This window comes from Microcystis sp. M53602_WE12 (assembly GCF_030065455.1).
GTDB classification, from domain to species: Bacteria; Cyanobacteriota; Cyanobacteriia; order Cyanobacteriales; family Microcystaceae; genus Microcystis; species Microcystis aeruginosa.
Window position 1 is genome coordinate 1 of the sequence record NZ_JASJFB010000406.1, and the last position, 18,705, is coordinate 18,705.

Below are 18,705 nucleotides of genomic sequence, written 5' to 3' on the forward strand. Positions count from 1 at the left end.
ACCGCTCAACTAAACTTACTCAAACTTACTTAAAAGCCTGAAAGCTTAGTCATTCGTAGTGGGTCAAGCACTACAGGATTAAACGGCAAACCCTTTATTCCCTGGTCAATGACATCAGGAATTACTTTTCTAATGATGTTAAATGACCCATTGACATCGGCATTTAACAACTGATTTGTTCCCATTTTATACAGTCCCCTAGCTAACCTTTTTCCCTTAAATAATGGTTTTTCTTCACCATATTTAGGTAACTCATCCCTATCTAAAGCACTGGATTGTGAGGTATAGGATTCTTCAGTTATTATGACTTTTATTCCTTTTAATTGAGCTTTGTAGGTTAACATTTCTATTAATCTATAATGGGGAATATTAACAAATTGTTGATTATTCCTTTTTCCTAGATTAAGACATTGTTTTATCCGCTCATTATGCCCAATTATTAATGTCCCTATTTGATGAATAATACACCAATCTATTACTCTTTTACTGGCTGTGTGTAGATAATTTTCTACTCGACAGTTTCGTTTATGGGTTAGGAATAGCAATCTCTTAGATGAGGGTTGATTATTTTGGGTTTTCAGTTGAGATTGTAAGCGGGAACGTTGTTTGTTGTAGAAGGTGTTAATTGCTTTTAACGGTCTGCCATTTACCAAAAGAGGTGCTACACCTGTTTGATTTGTAGTTACAGCCATTAAGTTATTAACTCCTAAATCTACCCCAGCTATCTCTTGTTTATCTGTGGTTTCCGACCGTCTTTCATAGACTATTTCAATGACATAACAGCTACTTTTGGGGACAATTCTCACTTCAATTATTTCTCTTCGGGAAGTGGTCATTTTTAAGCCACTCATAGACAAGTGACAAATTCCTTCTTTTAAAGGTTTTTTATAAATTGATTCCTGAGAATATATCAGCAGGTTTCTTCCTTTGGTTTTGTCCTTATACTTAATAATTTTGGGTTTTCCTAAAAATTTTTCAGGGTGTTTTTTCCAAGCTCTAAAAGCGGCAAAATAACTAATCCAAGCCTGATCTAATCTTCTGATTATCTGCGTGCTTCGGTTTCGTGGGTAAAGCTAAATAATCTGAGGTTTTAGATACCAGATGATAGAGTTGATTAAAACTCAGTTTTTGGGAGTTTTCAAAGAAATATTGGCGATAATGGTAGTTAGCTAGATTGAACAAATTTTTTGACAAGAAGGCATAATGGTCGATTTCTGACCATAAGGGATGGTTTTGACTGATAATATGACGTTCAACTAGCTTCATATCTTGATTATACCTGATAACGTTCTTAAAATCTATCGGTGGACAAAGTTACTTATTTTAGCTGTCTAGCTACAGAAATGAGTAGCTTTAAAAAGCTTTAGGTAGGTTTTTGGTTTCTGTGGTTAACCCTTGCCGGTTCCAAAATCAATCGAGATCACCCTGCCGCTGGACAAGATGCGATCGCTATTCAAACCCTAGAAGCGGCCGGGGCAGTTTTGGTGGGGGCGACCAATATGGATGAGTACGCCTACGGTTTTGTCACCGAAAATGCCCATTATGGTGCCACTGCCAACCCCCGCGATCCTAGTCGCGTCTCGGGGGGATCCTCCGGCGGTTCCGCCGCTGCCGTTGCCGCTAATTTAGTGCCTCTCGCCCTCGGTTCCGACACTAATGGTTCCGTGAGGGTTCCCGCCGCTTGCTGTGGCGTGGTGGGGCTAAAACCCACCTTTGGGCGCGTATCCCGTCAGGGCCTATTTTTGTTCGTTAGTAGTTTAGACCATCCGGGATTTTTTAGCGGCAATGTGGCGGATATGGCGGCTATTTGGAGTCTTTTTGCCAAAAATAACCTTAAAGCTTCTTTAAATGGCTTAGAGGGCGTAAAAATAGCCCTTGCCGACGATTATTTTCAGCAGGGAGCCGAACCAGAAGTATTCGAGGCGGTGACAGCGATCGCCGAACGTTTAGGAGTGAGCCAAAAAATCGCCATTCCCGAAACCGCCCGCGCCAGGGCAGCCGCCTATATAATTACCGCTTCCGAGGGCGCAAATTGGCATTTACCGCGTTTACAGACCAGATTAGAGGATTTTGACCCCGCAACCCGGGATCGCTTCTTGGCAGGGGCATTAATTCCCTCTAGCTGGTATTTACAGGCTCAACGTTTTCGCCGTTGGTATCGCGATCGTCTGCGAGAGATTTTCACCGAAGTCGATATTATCCTCACCCCGACGATTCCCTGTATTGCGCCGCCGTTAGGAGTAGAAAAAATGATTATTGACGGGCAAGAGCTATTAATTAGACCTAATTTAGGCAGATTCACCCAACCTTTTTCTTTTATCGGTTTACCTGCCCTTTCGTTGCCGATTAAACGCCCATCCCGGCTACCGTTAGGTTTACAAATCATCGCCGCACCCGATCGCGAAGACTTAATCCTAAGGGTAGCAAAGGTTTTAGAGGAAATGCTCATAGATATCCCGCATAAGTGAGATTTCAAGGGCGTACTTCCCCTTAAAATCCCTAATTTAGGCACTTATTAAGCGAAAAGGTCATTTTTCCAGTCTGAGTAAACAATCTACTGACTGGGAGACTCCTTTTCAATCACATCTAACCAAGCGGCGGCCGATCGCTCCCAAGTGTCAGTTAGGGCAATTTGACGACATCTTTCGCGCTCTTGGGACAAAAGCTGGGGATTTTTCAGTAATTCGACAATTTTCCAGGCTATAGCTTCCTGAGTAGCCGGAGCGGTTACTTCCCCCGGTACTTTCACACAGTAGTCTTTTTCTCGAAAAACAGCAAAATCCGTCACCACTGGCAGACAACCCACCACTGCCGACTCGCGCACAGAAATACAATCGATCTCACGATAGGTGCAACCGTAGTAATGAATAGCAGAGCGCTCTTTTTCCTCGATTAGTTGACGATAACCCATCATTCCGCGATCAACTACCCCCGGACTAGCTTTAATCAAAGCCATTAAATTATCCCGCCATTCCCTGCGATCGCCACTGCCATCCCGTTTAGTAAAACCATAGTAGAGATGTAACTCGGCTGCGGGAATTGCCGCCTTGATAATCGGCCAGCCATGCTTTAACATCGACTCTAGGCCGCGATAATAACGAGAGGCATAGACTAGACGATAGGGAAGATGCTCGCTTTCTGGCACCGTCTCACTTACAGCCAAAAGGGAAGTATCGATACCATTAGGAACAATCGGACATTGATTATCGGCACAGAAATCCAGTAAATCCCTTTGATATTGGCTTTTACAGAAAATTTTGTCGTATCTAGCCAAAATTTCGGGGGTATAGGAGTCTGCTGGCACTTTAATATCTTGCCAATCAAAAAAAATTCGTTCTGCCTTGGTACCAGGACGGCAATAGGTGGGATGACGAGAGATCACCAATGTCTCAAAGTGATCCTGCCAATTCATCTGGTAATAATTAACATAGCGAATACCGTCCTGTTCCCCTTCCATACCCTCACAATTGCCAAAAATCGTCACTTTATAGCCGCGTTTCGTCCATTCTTGGGCTAAAAAAGCCACCGATGCCTGGGTACCACTGGCCCCCCGTTGCCAAATTTCCGCCGGACGCATGGGACGATATTTTTCTGTGTAAATAACGATCGATTTTTTCGGCCAACGACGGGCGCTCAAACGCTGTTTAATTTGAAATAGGGAAGGTGCGCTGGCCCGTAGCCATTGTTTGAGATTAGATTGTAGGGATGGAGTAGCTTGTGACACTCTTTTTCTCCAAGATCGAGGAAAAATAGGGGCGATGGGTGATAGAGTCTTAGTTTCTCGAATTTAACTCGATTTCTCGACTCAGTAGAACAATTCGAGCCTATCATATAATGGGTTCAAGTCAAAAATCAATCTTTTTATTGCCATCTATCTGCCAGAAAATCTATGAAAATTGTCATCCCGATCGTGTTTTATCGCAAAGGAGGAGTAGAAAGAGTCATTATCTCTTTAATACCTAGCTTATTAGAATACGTCGAACAAATTATTATCGTTATCCCTCGTAATGACATTGAATATTTTAAGTCTTTAATGCCTGATTCCGATAAACTTATCTACGAAGATTTTGCTTTTTACCCCCAGAGTTTTGAGACAAAATTAATCTATTTTTATGGTCTTCTAGCGAATTTTTATAAAACCCTAAGACTGACTTCTATTCATCGTCTTTTCTCTCGTAGAATTGAACTTTTACGCATCGAAGCAAGAATTAATCAGATTATCAAGCGTTACCAAGCTGATCACTGTTTGTATGGAATGACTAATCGGATTTCTCCTCCTAATGTCAAGGTTACTTTAAGTGGCATTATTTATGATGTCTTTTGGCAATTTGCTCCCTTAACTTACTCAGAATCCTATCAAGAACCCTACAATGAAGTCTTAAAAGAATGGTTAGATAATGCCGATCTACTCTTCACAATTTCCCAAAAAACTAAAGACGATGTTTTAAAAGTTTTTCCCAATGCTACCTATGCTAGTAAATTAAAAGCTGTACCTTTAGCAGGATTTGTCGAGCAGTCTAATCCCAAGAGTGATTTAGTCAAAAGTGAGCTAGTTAATTTTTATTTTCCCTCCTCCTTTGGTATCTACAAAGATCATCTGACTTTGCTCAAAGCAGCCATGACACTAGCTAAAAAAGGTTTAAAATTTCAAATAGTTTTTATTGGTAAAGAAACCGATAATCTAGTTAGTGGAAATTTGCAATTATCTCAACAGTCTAAAACCCAAGAATACCAAGATTATCTCAAGGAATGTACCCGACTTTATCGGGAAAATCAAGAAATTTTCGAGAGTCATATCAAGGGATTAGGTTATCAAGACTATGAAACCTTGCAATTTTATTATCAAACCTGTTCCTCTGTGGTATTTCCCTCAAAATACGAAGGTTTTGGATTGGCAATAGCGGAAGCCATTTTACAAGGTATTCCCGTTATCGCTTCCGATTTAGAAGTGTTTCAAGAACAGGTAGAATTATATAATTGTCCCGAAAGAGTGCAATTCTATCCTAGGGGAGATGCGGACAGTTTAGCCAACTGTTTAGAACAATTTATCCTCAATCCAATTCCTCGCTTGTTACCCGAAGATATCCCCAATAAAATTAATCTCTGGACTTGGGAAGATGTGGCAAAAAAATATGTAGAACTACTGAAAGAAAATGCAGGTTACTGATCTCTATATCTACCCGATTAAATCCTGTCGAGGTATTCAATTATCCCAAGCTGAAGTGACTCCTAAAGGGTTACTCTGGGATCGAGAAATGATGTTAGTGGATGGCAAGGGTAAATTTATCACTCAAAGGGAATATCCGCAATTAGCCACCGTTTCTGTCACGATTACAGGAGATAATTTTTCTCTGAAAACATCTCAAGATTCCCTGACTTTCCAGCCTAATTTCACAGGAGAAAAAAGAGCGGTTCAAATCTGGGAATCTCACACCATAGCCATGGATCAAGGAGATGAAATCGCCGAATGGTTTGAGAAAATTCTCGACATTCCCTGTCGTTTAGTGCGACAATCTCCCGATTATCCACGTCCCGCGAATCCTCGCTATGCGGGGAATGATCATACTCCCGTCAGCTTTGCCGATGGTTATCCAATTTTATTAACTAATACTGCTTCTTTAGAGGACTTAAATCGGCGTTTAGTTGCACCGGTGCCGATGAATCGTTTTCGGCCTAATATTGTTATTAGTAGCGATCGAGCTTTTAGCGAAAGTAGTTGGCAAAAGATCACAATTGGAGAGATAAATTATGCCCTAGTTAAACCCTGTAGTCGCTGTATTATCACCACCACCGATCAAGAAACAGGTAGGAGAAATCCCCAGCAAGAACCTTTAAAAACCTTAAGCACTTTTCGCAGTTTCCCCGGGGGCATCATGTTCGGAGAAAATGTCATCCCTGAAAAGATAGGTACAATTAAAGTCGGCGATCCTATTACCGTAATCTAGAGATCTAGAGATATAGGGGGATAGGGGATAGGGAAATGGGGTTATCAGTTATCAGTTATCAGTTATCAGTTATCAGATGTGAGTTTTCAGTTCACTGATTACTGTTCACTGTTCACAGCAAAAAACTCCCCACTCCCCACTGATAACTGTGCGGGCATCAAGGTTAAGATAAATAACCATAAGAACAATACTTGACTAGAGACACTGAAACCATGCCCCTTGATACCGCATCGATTTTAGAAGTATTACGTCCCGTTCAAGATCCAGAACTGCAAAAAAGCCTAGTGGAATTGAACATGATCCGCAATGTGGCGATCGATGGCGGAAAAGTTAGCTTTACCCTAGTTTTGACCACTCCTGCCTGTCCTTTGCGCGAATTTATCGTGGAAGACTGCCAAAAAGCTGTTAAACAGCTGCCCGGGGTGGAAAGTGTCGCTGTGGCAGTAACTGCCGAAACCCCGCAACAAAAAGCTTTACCCGATCGCCAAGGTGTGGAGGGGGTTAAAAATATTATCGCCGTTTCCAGTGGTAAGGGCGGTGTGGGAAAAAGTACCGTGGCTGTCAATATCGCCGTCGCCTTGGCTCATTTAGGGGCAAAAGTGGGGCTATTAGACGCGGACATCTACGGCCCCAACGCCCCGACAATGTTGGGCTTAAATGACGCACAAGTGACGGTACAGGGCGCAAATGGCGAGATATTGGAACCCGCTTTCAACCATGGCATCAAAATGGTTTCCATGGGCTTTTTGATCAACCCCGATCAACCGGTAATCTGGCGCGGTCCGATGTTAAACGGCATTATCCGTCAGTTTCTCTATCAAGTCAATTGGGGCGATTTAGACTATTTAATCGTCGATATGCCTCCCGGTACCGGGGATGCACAATTAACTTTAATTCAATCGGTCCCCCTAGCGGGTGCGGTGATTGTCACCACTCCCCAGACGGTTTCTTTAATTGATGCGCGCCGGGGTTTAAAAATGTTCCAACAGCTAGGGGCGCGGGTTTTGGGTATCGTGGAAAATATGAGTTATTTTATCCCTCCCGATCAGCCCGATCGCTCCTATGATCTATTTGGGTCCGGTGGTGGGGAAAAAACCTCACAAGAATTGGGCATTCCTTTACTGGGATGTGTGCCTCTGGAGATAGCCCTACGAGAAGGCGGTGATACTGGTGTACCAGTTGTCTTGGGGCAACCAGAATCGGCCTCAGCTAAAGCCCTGATAGCGATCGCTCGTCAGGTGGCGGCGAAAGTATCCGTGGCAGCCTATAGTTAGGGTTTGCGGCAAAAAGTTTTTCGGTGGGGGCAGGGTGTGGGGTGTAGGGTGTAGGGTGTAGGGTGTAGGATTTTACCCATTTTCAGGGAAAAAGTCCCTAAATTTTCCCCCCGATCACTCCAATGTCCGGTGCTTTTGGATTTCAAAAAGGTCTAAAAGTCTTATCGAACAATGTTTTTAGATTTATTCAGCAAACCCTAGTTAGTTAGTAAATTTGGGGAGAGAAACGGTGAGAAGACAGTCCCTTATTAGTAGGAAACTAAGCGGTTTTAATGAGCGGTTTAGCTTCATTTTCCGGGATATAGCCCAAATTGATTGGCTTTTGTTCGTTTTGGTGACGGGTTTAACCGTTTTCGGTGGTTTAATGATTCGTAGTGCCGAAAGGAACACCACTGCTCTCGACTGGTGGCAACACTGGTTATTCGGGGCCGTGGGAGTGGCGATCGCTTTATTTCTGGCCCGTTGTCGTTACGAAAGTCTGCTGAAATGGCACTGGTTAACCTATCTTCTCACCAATCTCTCCCTAATTGCGGTAATTGTCCTAGGGGTGACGGCGAATGGGGCGCAAAGTTGGATTAATATCGGCAGTTTTAACGTGCAACCGTCGGAATTTGCCAAGGTAGGTTTAATTATCACCCTAGCAGCCCTCCTACATCATCGTCCCGCCGATAATCTTTTTGCGATCGCTCGTGTCTTTGCCGTCACTGCCATCCCCTGGGTGTTAATTATGGCGCAGCCGGACCTGGGGACGGGATTAGTCTTTGGGGCAATTACCCTAGGCATGATTTACTGGGCTAATGCGAAACTGCCTTGGATGATTATCCTCTTATCTCCCCTCGCATCGGTTTTTCTGTTTAATTTACTTTTTCCTGCTTGGATTGTTTTAGCAATTATCATCGCTGTGCTTGCTTGGTTTACCCTTCCCTACCGTTTTTTATCTACTTTCATCGTGGTGGCAACTAATCTGGCAGTGGGTAAATTAGGCGAGGTTTTTTGGGGTTTATTAAAAGAATATCAAAAAGATCGTTTAACCCTATTTCTTGACCCAGAAAAGAATCCTTTGGGGGGAGGTTATCAATTAATTCAATCCCGCATTGCCATCGGCTCTGGAGAATTATTGGGACGGGGATTACACCAAGGCACCCAAACCCAATTAAATTTTATTCCCGAACAACACACCGATTTTATCTTCTCCGTAGTCGGGGAAGAATTCGGTTTTGTCGGCAGTATTCTAGTTTTAATAGCTTTCTGGTTAGTTTGTTGGCGTTTGTTAGTCATTGCTAATACTGCCAAAGAAAACTTCGGTTCTTTAATAGCGATCGGTGTTCTCTCGATGATCGCTTTTCAGGCAATTCTTAATATTAGCATGACCGTGGGATTAGCCCCGATTACAGGGATTCCTTTACCCTGGTTAAGTTATGGACGTTCATCTTTATTAACCAATTTTATTGCCTTGGGTTTAGTGGAATCCGTGGCTAATTATCGCCCCCGTAAGCGTTTGTACTAAGTAGTTGTACAGATATCAGTTATCAGTGATCAGTTATCAGTGATCAGTTATCAGATTTGAGTTTTAAGTGTGGAGTATTAAATCCCACTTTCCGCACTTCTTAACATTCAATTGATGATTTTTACTAATATATTCCTTCCAAACCCTTGCCAGTAAGAATTATAACTACAATGATGGATTTTGATCAAGGTGAAGAATTGTAAATTTTTTTCTCAGAAAAAATCAATTATTGAAAATGTTCTCAATAGTAGTTTCTACAATCAAGGTTTTTCGTTAAAACATCTTGGGGAATGTAAAAACATATACAAGTATATGAAGATATGCTGAATGTCGGATTTAGCAGAAATTGTTCTTAAGTGCTTGACATTGGCCAGATTAGTGCTTATGATGTTTCCCATCACCCAAATAAAAGCAAATTATTTGCACAATCCCAATTCTGAAAGCCATGCACAGCAAAGCTTTCAAGGGTTAGTACAGGTTGTTAGTTTTGTCTGAGTGATTAAACCTATTCACTCGAAATTACCAGAGGAATAACTATGGCATATCCCAACGATCAACAAGGTAAAGCACTTCCTTTCTTTGCTCGTTTCTTGTCCGTAAGCAAAGAGGAATCTTCCATCAAGTCTCCTTCCCCTGAGCCTACCTTCGGGACGACCTTTAAATACCCTTCTGACTGGGAAGATTATTAAACTCAGATCACTTGAGTAATTACAGCACTTTTCTTGATTACACCGTACAGACAAAAAGCTAAAGGCTCCACTAAGCAAGGCTTGCAGCCAAAAAAACTGCACGTTGAGATCCTGAGAAGTGCTGTAAAGTAACTTTAGTAATTACTCAAGAAAAAAACAAATACTGCAATTAGTTAAGCAAAAGCAGCAATTTTTTCCGCCTTTTATTGAGATTCTTCTCGATAAATATCCGCCCAAAAGCCTTAAAATGGGTTAAAATATAGGGATTTGCAATTGACATGAAAGAATCGCCTAAAGTTGTTTTATTGTTGACCCATAGCGGCGATTTTTTCACGATTGACCGCGTGGCTGAGGCGATAGAAAAAAAAGGAGCCACACCTTTTCGCTTAGATACCGATAAATTTCCCTTAGAGGTTCAACTAACAGCCCAATTTAATGGTAAAAAAAGTTTTTATCAATTAACCTATAACCATCAATCTATTGATAGTCAACAGGTGCAATCTGTTTGGACAAGACGTATTTGGCAGCCTGAACTAACAGGGGATTTAGATCCTCAGTTTCGGGAGGTTTGTGTGCGAGAATCCCAGACGACTTTGGCTGGTTTTTGGGATAGTTTAAGGTCAGCGCGTTGGTTAGATAATTTAGCGCAAATTGAGAAGGCTAAAAATAAGTTATTACAACTTCGTTTGGCCTCAGAAGTTGGCTTGATTATCCCCCCCACTTTAGTGACCAATAATCCTGATGCTGCCCGGGAGTTTTTTTCCCAGGTTCAGGGAAGAATGGTGAGTAAATTGTTAACTGCGATCGCCCGCAGTATGGAGTCGCCGGAATTTTTTCTTTATACCAGTAGGGTGAAAGCAGAAGACCTTGAGGAAGCGGAATCTTTACGCTATTGTCCTATGGTTTTTCAAGCGGAAATTCCCAAACAATTAGAATTGAGAGTTGTCGTGGTTAATGGACAGACATTTGTGGGAGCTTTAGAATCTTCTCAGTATAATAATTCAGCCGTAGATTGGCGAAGACCGGGTATTGATCCGGGTGCTTGGCAACATCATACTTTACCTGATTCACTATTGCAGCAACTTCAGATTTTTATGGCTAATTTAGGGTTGAATTTTGGGGCGTTTGATTTTATCTTAACTCCTGGGGGAGAATACATTTTTTTAGAAGTTAATCCCTGTGGTGAGTGGGGAATGTTAGAACGGGATTTAGATTTACCTATTTCTAATGCGATCGCTGATTTTTTAGTATGCTAAAAATCAAACCAAAACCTAATCAGGATTTTGAGGATTTTAGGATTATCAAGATTCTCAATCCAAAATCTAATCAGGATTCTCAATCCCAAATCATCAAGGAGATTTATGACCGTTTTACTTGTTACTTTTAGCAACGATAATGAAAGTATTCCTCTGGTAATCAAAGCCATAGAAACGATGGGGAAAAAAGCCTTCCGTTTTGATACCGATCGCTTCCCTACAGAGGTGAAAGTTGATCTTTACTCAGGCGGTCAAAAAGGCGGAATTATTACCGATGGAGAACAAAAATTAGAGCTAAAAGAAGTTTCTGCTGTCTGGTATCGACGCATGAGATACGGACTAAAATTACCCGATGGGATGGATAGTCAATTTCGCGAAGCTTCTCTTAAGGAATGTCGGTTAAGTATTCGAGGAATGATTGCTAGTTTATCTGGCTTTCATCTTGATCCAATTGCTAAGGTAGATCATGCCAATCATAAACAATTGCAGTTACAAGTGGCGCGACAATTAGGTTTATTAATTCCGGGGACTTTAACTTCTAATAATCCTGAAGCTGTCAAGCAATTTGCTCAGGAGTTTGAAGCGACGGGAATTGTGACTAAAATGCTTTCTCAATTTGCTATTTATGGAGACAAGCAAGAGGAAATGGTTGTTTTTACCAGTCCTGTTACTAAGGAAGACCTAGATAATTTGGAAGGTTTGCAATTTTGTCCAATGACTTTTCAGGAAAACATTCCTAAAGCTTTGGAATTACGCATCACTATCGTCGGTGAACAAATATTTACGGCGGCGATTAATTCCCAACAATTAGACGGCGCTATCTACGATTGGCGAAAAGAGGGAAGAGCGCTCCATCAACAATGGCAACCCTACGATTTACCGAAAACTATTGAAAAACAACTACTAGAATTAATGAAATATTTCGGTCTTAATTATGGTGCAATTGATATGATTGTCACACCAGATGAACGTTATATCTTTTTAGAAATTAATCCCGTTGGCGAGTTTTTCTGGCTAGAACTTTATCCTCCTTATTTTCCTATCTCCCAGGCGATCGCTGAAGTCCTCGTCAACTCATAAACCAACAAATACAGAGCCAGAGTATTTTATCGCATCGACGAGGCTCTGACTCCAGATTTCCCCCCGACTACTGACTTGAAAGAGGGTGTAGGGTGTGGGGTGTGGGGTGTAGGGTGTGGGGTGTGGGGTGTGGGGTGTAGGGTGTGGGAAGTGGGGAAGTGGGGAGTTTTCTCAGTGAACTGATAACTGATAACTGATAACTGATAACTGATAACTGATAACTGATAACTGGCTCCTAACCCCACCAACAAACTTTTTCAGCAAACCCTACTTAATTTCCAGACCAAGACTTTCTCTCGTGCTTCTATCAGATCCATGCCGATTTTTTCTAAAACTCGCTTTGAAGCTATATTATCGGGAGCGCAGCCAGCGGTCACTGTTTGCATACCAGGTTGAGAAAGTGTCCAGTCCATCATTGCTTTTGTCGCCTCAGATGCGTAGCCTTGTCGTCGATATAACGGTGCTACTTGATAGCCAATTTCTACAGCATCTGTGGGTAAACCTGTGACATCAGGAACAATTTTGATCATCACATGACCAATAAGGGTATTTTCTGCTTGATGAATAATTAAACTCCCCCACCCCCACTCATTTTGTAAGGGGAATTGCAGCAAAATATTCGCAATATCAGGGAAAGCTTGAATCAACTCTTGTTCGGCCCAGTCAGCTGCAACTTTTACCCCCAAAATTGTTGCTAATTCATCGATACCTATAATTGCGGCCTTGAGAAGTTCAAGCTTGAAGGGGACTAAATATAATCGTTCCGTCACCAGTTTTTCCAGTGCTTTCATTTGATAAAACTCCTATACCAGTTATCAGTTATCAGTTATCAGTTATCAGTTAGTAGCTTGTTAATCAACTTACCCAGCAAAAACCTCATTCTCTAGTTCTCCTGAGAGGGGGAAGTCTGAAAAATTTTCCCTACCCCCTACACCCTACCCCCCACACCCTGTCTCAATTTCAATCTGTTTGTCACCCCATTAGCTATATTCTCACCCATTTTAAGGTTTTTGGGTCTTTATCATAATGATAATTAAAACCATCTTTGGCAGTAATGATTTTACCTAAACTGGCACGACTCCGGACGTTACTTAAAGAATAATCAGTTAGAGACTGCATTTGTTGATGGGACAAACCTTCGGCTATTTCAGAAACTCCTGCAATTTCCGCATCATGCTCAGTTTTAACCTCAGACAAAGTCTCTATTTTTACCGCCGAAAAATTTTCTGATTTTTTTGACATCATCACTAGGTTATTCACTTTTTTGCGCTGATAATCTTCTACAGTTGACAGCTGCCAATGGGAATTTTCTGTTAACTCTAAGACCCATCGATGATAATTAAATAAACTTTCCCGATGACCAACACTAATAAAAGTGGTTTCACTTTCCTGTAATTGCTGATATAAGCTGGCTTCATTGGCCAAATCTAAAGCGCTAGTTGCTTCATCTAAGATAGTAAAAGTGGGTTTAGTGATTAATAGTCGAGCAAAAGCTAGTCTTTGCTGTTCTCCGAGGGATAAAATCTGTTCCCAATTGACTTGTTTATCTAAGGTATTTTTGTCAGTTAATAAATGTTGCAGGTTGACTTTTTTTAAGATATTTTCTAATTCTTCATCGCTCACCTGTTCATTGGTATGGGGATAAAGTAATTGCTGCCGTAAAGTGCCAAGGATAATATAAGGACGTTGGGGTAAAAATAACATTTTAGCTAAAGGAGGACGCACTAAACGGCCGCTACCTGCTTTCCATAAACCGGCGATTGCTCGTAACAAGGAACTTTTTCCTCGACCACTGGGGCCAATAATGAGTAGGCTTTCTCCCAAAGGGACAGAAACCGATAAATTCTCCACAATTACCTTTTCATAATCGGGAGTTTGTAGGGTAAAATTTTCAAAAGCTAGACGATTATCTTCCAGGGTGGTAATACGACTTAAGTTTTTCGGCTCTTCACTGGCAACTTTTAAGGCATCTGTCAAGGTAGCTAACCGTTCAATATAACTTGAAACTTTACCCGATGTTCCCCATTCAGTAATTAATTGTCCCAAGGCATTAGAAAAAAGAAAACAGCATAAACTCGCTTGACTAATTTCCCCATAATCGATTTCATTTTTAATAAACATCGGGGTCAAAATAAACATTGAAAATACACTAATCGCTGACTGATAACCTCGATTAAAAAGATTATTAAACCGTTCCCAATTGATCAGTTTTTCCGAGCTTTGAATAACCCGTTGAAAACGGCCTTCAATGATTTTTTCTTCCTGCTCTTCTCCCTGAAAAAAAGCAATGGATTCGGCGTGGTTACGCACATGGGTTAAAGCATAATTATAATCAGCTTTATTATTAAGCTCCGATTGATTAATTTTGTTTAATTCTTGAGTTAGATAAATTGCTATTAAATTTCCTGCGATCGTATAAATTATCAGATAAACCGCAATTTGCCGAGAAATTGTCCAAAGAATAATCGCAAAAGTAATCATTTGTAACCCTTTTTCCACGAAGGTGATTAATAACCTTAGGGTCATGGTCGTAATTGGTTCAATTTCTTGAGATAATCTTTGATCGGGATTTTTTAAAGCTGAGGTAAAATCAATATTATAATAAGCGCGAGCATTGAGATACTTTTTAACGGTTTGTTTGGTTAACCACTTATACCAATCTAAGGCTACTTTGCGACGAATAAATTGAGAAAAAGCAAATAACCCCGTTGTTAATATAATCAACAAACTGGATAACCACAGCGTATTTAGATATTTAGAAAGATCTCTATCTTCAATAATAATGTCGAGTACATAACGATTCCAGTAGCTACTAAAAGCTTCTACCCCCACCGTTGCCAAGATACTTAAAAGGATCAAAGCTGACATCCCCCAAGAAATGATCACATCTCCAAAGGCGCGTCCATTTAACTCCGTTGGATACCAATAGGGTTGAGCGACAATTTTTAGGCTTTCCCAAAATTGACCAAATAGTGAAAAGGGATTATTGGCGGACTGGTCGGACACAACAGGGTTTTCCGTTGCTTGTTTAGTAGTATATTGAGGCATCTAGATCCAATTGGCAGTTCTTTTACTGTTCTCTTGACAACTCGCTATCATATTGTAGCGGCAGAATTACCTCTTGTTGTCTTTTGATAACATTTTTATCTAGAAGATGAAAGCCAGCTATGGCCAGAAAGCTCTGACTTGACTAAGAACTACTTGACCCACTTTTGTTACTGTGGCAGTCTAGATGCTGTTTACTGGTCACTGAAAAACCCCCGTCTCTCAATCTCCGTCATCCTCAAAATGATTAGCTAGTAGGAATTTTTGACTGGTATTCAACTCTTGCCAAAGCTGGTTAATTTTCTCGTAAGCTTCCGTGGAGGTAAGCTTTCCCCCACTGTGTAAACCAGCGATAAAAGAGACTCTCAGGGCGAATTCCTGCAAATTAGCGTTAAAAACTAAATTTTGTGGCGTGAATAAACCCCTGTAGCTGGTTTTAGGGTAGAGAAAGTTATCTTTAGAATTGAATTTTTCCATTGTTACCGACCCCCCAGTATAGGATACCTACATTATTATATGTTTAACCTTTTGTTAACCCAAGCTTAACCTAAGAATTTAAACCTGTCTCTAGATTCTAGAAGAGTAGCTGCTGAACTTGATTAGCTGCCGCTATCCCAGAAGTTAAGGCCGTTTCTAGGGAAGAATTTCTCGATAAATCTCCCCCTTGACACCAATCACCACAGGCAACTAGAGGTAAAGGACTATTAACACTTAAACAGGGTACAGCTAAACCCTGACGGACTAAAGCATAACGCCAACGGTGCAGCTGAGACCAATCCGGGAGAGGCAAAGAAGCGCGAGAGAGCAAATCTAGCTTAACTGCTTCTAAATCCTCGCTATCGAGATATTTAACCGCAAAATCTCCACTACTATGCACAACAAAGACATAATCAGGGGATGATTGCCGTTTACTGCTATCAAGTCCTAACCAAGCGATATCGGTGGAGGGAGCAACTGCGGGTAAAGAATCGCCATAACCCGCCATTACCGTTAAACAGGGATCGTAAACGATTGATCGCAATTCTGGCATAGTAGTTATGGGAGAGTTTTCTAACAATAACGCTGCTTGCGGGGCGGGAATAGCTAAGACAATCGCCGAAAACTCCCCCCGAATTTGACCGTTATTGTTTAAAACCCATTTTCCTTGACGATTTTCCAGACGAGTAACCAGAAAATCTCGTTCAATTTCTAACCCTTGAGCTAAAAATTTCGCCACGCTATTGATGCCAGAAGGAGCAACATAGCTAGAATCAAACCAAGAAGTAACTAGATTCTCTCTCAGGAGATTATCAATTAAAGCCGCCGTTTTTTCGCCCTGAATAGTCAAAAAAGGCAAGCCATGATCCACAGCCATCTCTTGATTGGCTCGATTAACCCGTCGCGTGGCTAAACGACCACCAATGCCTCTAGACTTATCAAATAGCTTAACAGTATAACCTCGATCGCACAACTGACGAGCGCAGGTTAACCCGGCTAAACCCGCGCCAATGATCCCAACCTTAATCGAAAAATTTGTCACTAGCCTTCCTAATCCTGTGAACCCTTGAGTTAATATTAGTAGTAATCAGCACTAGCGAAACTAAGTTGATTATTGGGGCTGAGGAGGACAAACCACATTGGACGAACTACGCACAGCTTTGGAGTTAGCCACCGAGGAGGAACTGCAGCAAATCACTAACATCCTCTTTTGCCGTCGTTTTAACCCTCTCGATTATCTACGAGCGCCGGACGCAATCGCCGTTCAAAGTCAAGATTGGGATAGTTGGTTAGATAGCGTCGAGGATCGTTTTCGTTATTTGGCTGCCGATGGTGTGACAGTGTTAAAAGGTCAAACGGAAAAAGTTAGTTATCGTCAAATTCTCGTCCGTGTCTGTCATTTCCTCAAGGTTCCCTACTCCCAAAAAATGCCGACAACGGAAATTGAAGCGGAAATCTATCTTCACCTCGTTAACAAAGCTTGGAAACGTCTCCCCCCATCGGAACAAAAATCCCTCTCGATTCAAATTCAAAAGGCACTCGCGGATTCCCACACTCCCCAACCCTTACCCGTTCACCTACAACACAATCCCCTCGATATAGTCCTCAAAGGCAGTAGCGTCATCGCCGTTAATTCTATCCTGAAACCGATTCTGCTCAAACATATCGCCGGGCAGTTCGCTCTCCATTTTGCCCGCTATCAAGGGGCAAAAACTGCCCTAGTCCAGGGTGGGGCAATTGCTAATCAATTAGCCCTACAAACGGCTAAACAGGGCATGACTACGGCGGCGGCCCGCTACGGAGCGGTCAGAACCGTGTTAAGTTTGGTAGGACCGGCTCTATGGGGTTGGTTTATTGCCGATCTCGGTTGGAAAGCGATCGCCACCGATTACGGCCGGATTATCCCGACTATTTTTGCCCTTGCCCAAATTCGTCTGACCCGTGACGATTGTTGGCAACCTGCATAACATGAAAAAGATTTTTTGTCAAGGGTGGGAGTGGAATTTAATACTTTTTTCAGTTTTTATCGCCATGATGCTGCCGGAGTTAGCGGGTATCGGCATTATTATCGTCTTAATTAGGGTTTTTACCGGCAATTTTCGGGCAATTATCCAGTCACGTCTCAATCAAGGTCTCGGTATCGTCACTCTTTGGTTAATGATTAGTGCCAGTCTTTCCCCAACTCCGGGGGATGCTTGGATTGGTTTAGGAAATTTCCTGCCCTTTTTCTTCTTTTTTAGCAATATTCGGCAATTAATTAAAAAACCCTCTCAATTGCGTCAACTAGCTTGGGTGATGGTTATTCCGTCGGTTTGGGTAGTGGTGATGGGATGGGGACAAATTTTTCTCGGTTGGCAAAAACCGGAAGCATTAAAAGGGATTTTTACCTGGCCCTACGGGGCGGGGGGTGAACCGAGCGGGCGGATGTCTTCGGTTTTTATGTATGCTAATCTTTTGGGGGCTTATTTATTAATAACTCTGATTTTAGCGATCGGTTTATTAATTCTAACTTTGCGGCAGTGGCACAGACAAAGAAATACCCTTTTAAATCTCAAAGTCGGGTTTTTAACTTTAACCATATTGATCGACGGTGTAGGGCTATTTTTAAGCAATTCTCGCAATGCTTGGGCCTTAGCCTTTTTAGGAGGCCTAATTTTCGCCCTTTATCTGGGTTGGAATGCCTTAGTCGCCGGTTTTATCCTCTTGGGGGGGGTGATTTCCCTCGCTTCTTGGGGACCAAATCCTTTAAGGGATAGTGTGCGTTTTTTGGTTCCTAGGGCGATTTGGGCGCGATTATCCGATGAAATGTTCCCTGATCGCCCTCTAGCGACTCTCAGAGCAACCCAATGGCGTTTTACTCTCGAAATGACCCAAGAAAGACCCCTATTCGGTTGGGGATTACGCAGTTTTACACCTCTCTACGAAAAAAGTCAGGGATTATGGTTAGGTCATCCCCATAATTTATATTTGATGTTAATGGCAGAAACGGGAATTATTGGCTTAATTTTATTGTCTGTTTGGGTGGGTTGGATTTATGCCCAAGGGGTGCGTTTATTAATCTTTTTACGACAACAAAAAGCCGGGGGGGAGTTAATTATCTTTACCTATCTGGTAGCTTTTGGCGCTTGTGTTTTATTTAATCTCGTCGATGTCACCCTCTCCGATGTCAAGATTAATACTATTGTTTGGTTTCTCTTGGCTGCTATTGCCGGGGTCAGTCAAAGGTTAAATTATGAATTATGAATTGGGAAGTGGGAAGTGGGAAGTGGGAAGTGGGGAAGTGGGGTGTGGGGTGTAGGGTGTAGGGTGTGGGAATTGGGGAAGTGGGGTGTGGGGTGTGGGGAAGTGGGGTGTAGGGTGTGGGAATTGGGGAAGTGGGGTGTGGGGTGTGGGGTGTGGGGTGTGGGGTGTGGGGTGTGGGGAGAATAAATA

19 protein-coding genes and 1 pseudogene are annotated in these 18,705 nt (G+C 42.0%); 10 read left to right on the forward strand and 10 right to left on the reverse strand.

Translation table 11 applies throughout. The features are described 5' to 3' along the window. Window positions 1-29: 29 nt before the first annotated feature. Window positions 30-1,046, reverse strand: coding sequence for an RNA-guided endonuclease InsQ/TnpB family protein (locus PX482_RS13750; RefSeq protein ID WP_502888560.1), 1,017 nt, complete (start codon window positions 1,044-1,046; stop codon window positions 30-32). Further along, a complete protein-coding gene (locus PX482_RS28100) occupies window positions 1,015-1,266 on the reverse strand; it encodes a hypothetical protein (RefSeq protein WP_008203365.1) in 252 nt (83 codons plus the stop codon). Before PX482_RS28100 ends, PX482_RS13750 begins: the two co-directional genes overlap by 32 nt. A gap of 122 nt (window positions 1,267-1,388) precedes the next feature. Between PX482_RS28100 and PX482_RS13755 the strand changes: the two are divergent. Next, window positions 1,389-2,468 (forward strand): annotated as a pseudogene (locus PX482_RS13755) (AtzE family amidohydrolase); the annotation flags it as partial. An 86-nt stretch (window positions 2,469-2,554) separates the two neighbouring features. On the opposite strand, the gene PX482_RS13760 reads toward PX482_RS13755, so the two are convergent. Next, window positions 2,555-3,724: a glycosyltransferase family protein gene (locus tag PX482_RS13760; RefSeq protein ID WP_288057714.1), complete on the reverse strand. Its 1,170-nt coding sequence runs from the start codon at window positions 3,722-3,724 to the stop codon at window positions 2,555-2,557. Window positions 3,725-3,889: 165 nt separating this feature from the next. On the opposite strand from PX482_RS13760, the gene PX482_RS13765 reads away from it, so the two are divergent. The 3 genes from PX482_RS13765 to PX482_RS13775 all read left to right on the forward strand — a co-directional run bounded on the left by PX482_RS13765 (window position 3,890) and on the right by PX482_RS13775 (window position 7,219). Beyond that, window positions 3,890-5,167, forward strand: coding sequence for a glycosyltransferase (locus tag PX482_RS13765; RefSeq protein WP_002796704.1), 1,278 nt, complete (start codon window positions 3,890-3,892; stop codon window positions 5,165-5,167). Next, window positions 5,154-5,945: an MOSC domain-containing protein gene (locus tag PX482_RS13770; protein WP_002758984.1), complete on the forward strand. Its 792-nt coding sequence runs from the start codon at window positions 5,154-5,156 to the stop codon at window positions 5,943-5,945. The genes PX482_RS13765 and PX482_RS13770 overlap by 14 nt, the downstream gene beginning before the upstream one ends. 212 nt (window positions 5,946-6,157) lie before the next feature. After that, a complete protein-coding gene (locus tag PX482_RS13775; RefSeq protein ID WP_002758983.1) occupies window positions 6,158-7,219 on the forward strand; it encodes an Mrp/NBP35 family ATP-binding protein in 1,062 nt (353 codons plus the stop codon). Here PX482_RS13775 and PX482_RS13780 read toward each other — a convergent pair. Then, complete coding sequence (locus PX482_RS13780; protein ID WP_196219819.1) at window positions 7,216-7,365, reverse strand: hypothetical protein; 150 nt, start codon at window positions 7,363-7,365, stop codon at window positions 7,216-7,218. The two genes, PX482_RS13775 and PX482_RS13780, sit on opposite strands and share 4 nt — an antisense overlap. A gap of 83 nt (window positions 7,366-7,448) precedes the next feature. On the opposite strand from PX482_RS13780, the gene rodA reads away from it, so the two are divergent. The 4 genes from rodA to PX482_RS13800 all read left to right on the forward strand — a co-directional run bounded on the left by rodA (window position 7,449) and on the right by PX482_RS13800 (window position 11,751). Then, the gene (gene rodA / locus PX482_RS13785) at window positions 7,449-8,726 is read left to right on the forward strand and encodes a rod shape-determining protein RodA (protein WP_002758982.1); all 1,278 of its coding nucleotides are present in this window, start codon (window positions 7,449-7,451) and stop codon (window positions 8,724-8,726) included. Between the two features lie 536 nt (window positions 8,727-9,262). Beyond that, a complete protein-coding gene (locus PX482_RS13790; protein WP_071825016.1) occupies window positions 9,263-9,415 on the forward strand; it encodes a microviridin/marinostatin family tricyclic proteinase inhibitor in 153 nt (50 codons plus the stop codon). A 278-nt stretch (window positions 9,416-9,693) separates the two neighbouring features. Next, window positions 9,694-10,671 carry an MvdC family ATP-grasp ribosomal peptide maturase gene (locus PX482_RS13795; protein ID WP_002758981.1) on the forward strand — a complete coding sequence of 326 codons (978 nt, stop codon included), beginning with the start codon at window positions 9,694-9,696 and terminating at the stop codon, window positions 10,669-10,671. A 105-nt stretch (window positions 10,672-10,776) separates the two neighbouring features. After that, on the forward strand, window positions 10,777-11,751 hold the full coding sequence (locus PX482_RS13800) for an MvdD family ATP-grasp ribosomal peptide maturase (protein ID WP_002758980.1): 975 nt from the start codon (window positions 10,777-10,779) through the stop codon (window positions 11,749-11,751). A gap of 26 nt (window positions 11,752-11,777) precedes the next feature. Here PX482_RS13800 and PX482_RS13805 read toward each other — a convergent pair whose 3' ends face one another. From PX482_RS13805 to PX482_RS13825, 5 genes are all read right to left on the reverse strand, one after another. Further along, entirely contained in the window at window positions 11,778-11,996 is a 219-nt protein-coding gene (locus PX482_RS13805) for a hypothetical protein (protein WP_288094556.1), read from the reverse strand. Between the two features lie 12 nt (window positions 11,997-12,008). Next, on the reverse strand, window positions 12,009-12,542 hold the full coding sequence (locus tag PX482_RS13810; protein WP_002758979.1) for a GNAT family N-acetyltransferase: 534 nt from the start codon (window positions 12,540-12,542) through the stop codon (window positions 12,009-12,011). Window positions 12,543-12,735: 193 nt separating this feature from the next. Continuing rightward, window positions 12,736-14,799 (reverse strand): ABC transporter ATP-binding protein/permease, encoded by a 2,064-nt coding sequence (locus PX482_RS13815; protein WP_002758978.1) that lies wholly within the window; start codon window positions 14,797-14,799, stop codon window positions 12,736-12,738. A 219-nt stretch (window positions 14,800-15,018) separates the two neighbouring features. Continuing rightward, entirely contained in the window at window positions 15,019-15,273 is a 255-nt protein-coding gene (locus PX482_RS13820) for a DUF7219 family protein (protein ID WP_002758977.1), read from the reverse strand. A 97-nt stretch (window positions 15,274-15,370) separates the two neighbouring features. Next, complete coding sequence (locus PX482_RS13825; RefSeq protein ID WP_288122558.1) at window positions 15,371-16,315, reverse strand: NAD(P)/FAD-dependent oxidoreductase; 945 nt, start codon at window positions 16,313-16,315, stop codon at window positions 15,371-15,373. A gap of 97 nt (window positions 16,316-16,412) precedes the next feature. Between PX482_RS13825 and PX482_RS13830 the strand changes: the two genes are divergently transcribed. Further along, window positions 16,413-17,240, forward strand: coding sequence for a YaaW family protein (locus PX482_RS13830; protein ID WP_288026343.1), 828 nt, complete (start codon window positions 16,413-16,415; stop codon window positions 17,238-17,240). A gap of 1 nt (window position 17,241) precedes the next feature. After that, window positions 17,242-18,516, forward strand: coding sequence for an O-antigen ligase family protein (locus PX482_RS13835; RefSeq protein WP_002758974.1), 1,275 nt, complete (start codon window positions 17,242-17,244; stop codon window positions 18,514-18,516). Here the strand turns inward: PX482_RS13835 and PX482_RS13840 are convergent. Next, a partial coding sequence (locus tag PX482_RS13840; protein WP_288122560.1) for a hypothetical protein occupies window positions 18,511-18,705 on the reverse strand: 195 nt, incomplete at its 5' end. The two genes, PX482_RS13835 and PX482_RS13840, sit on opposite strands and share 6 nt — an antisense overlap.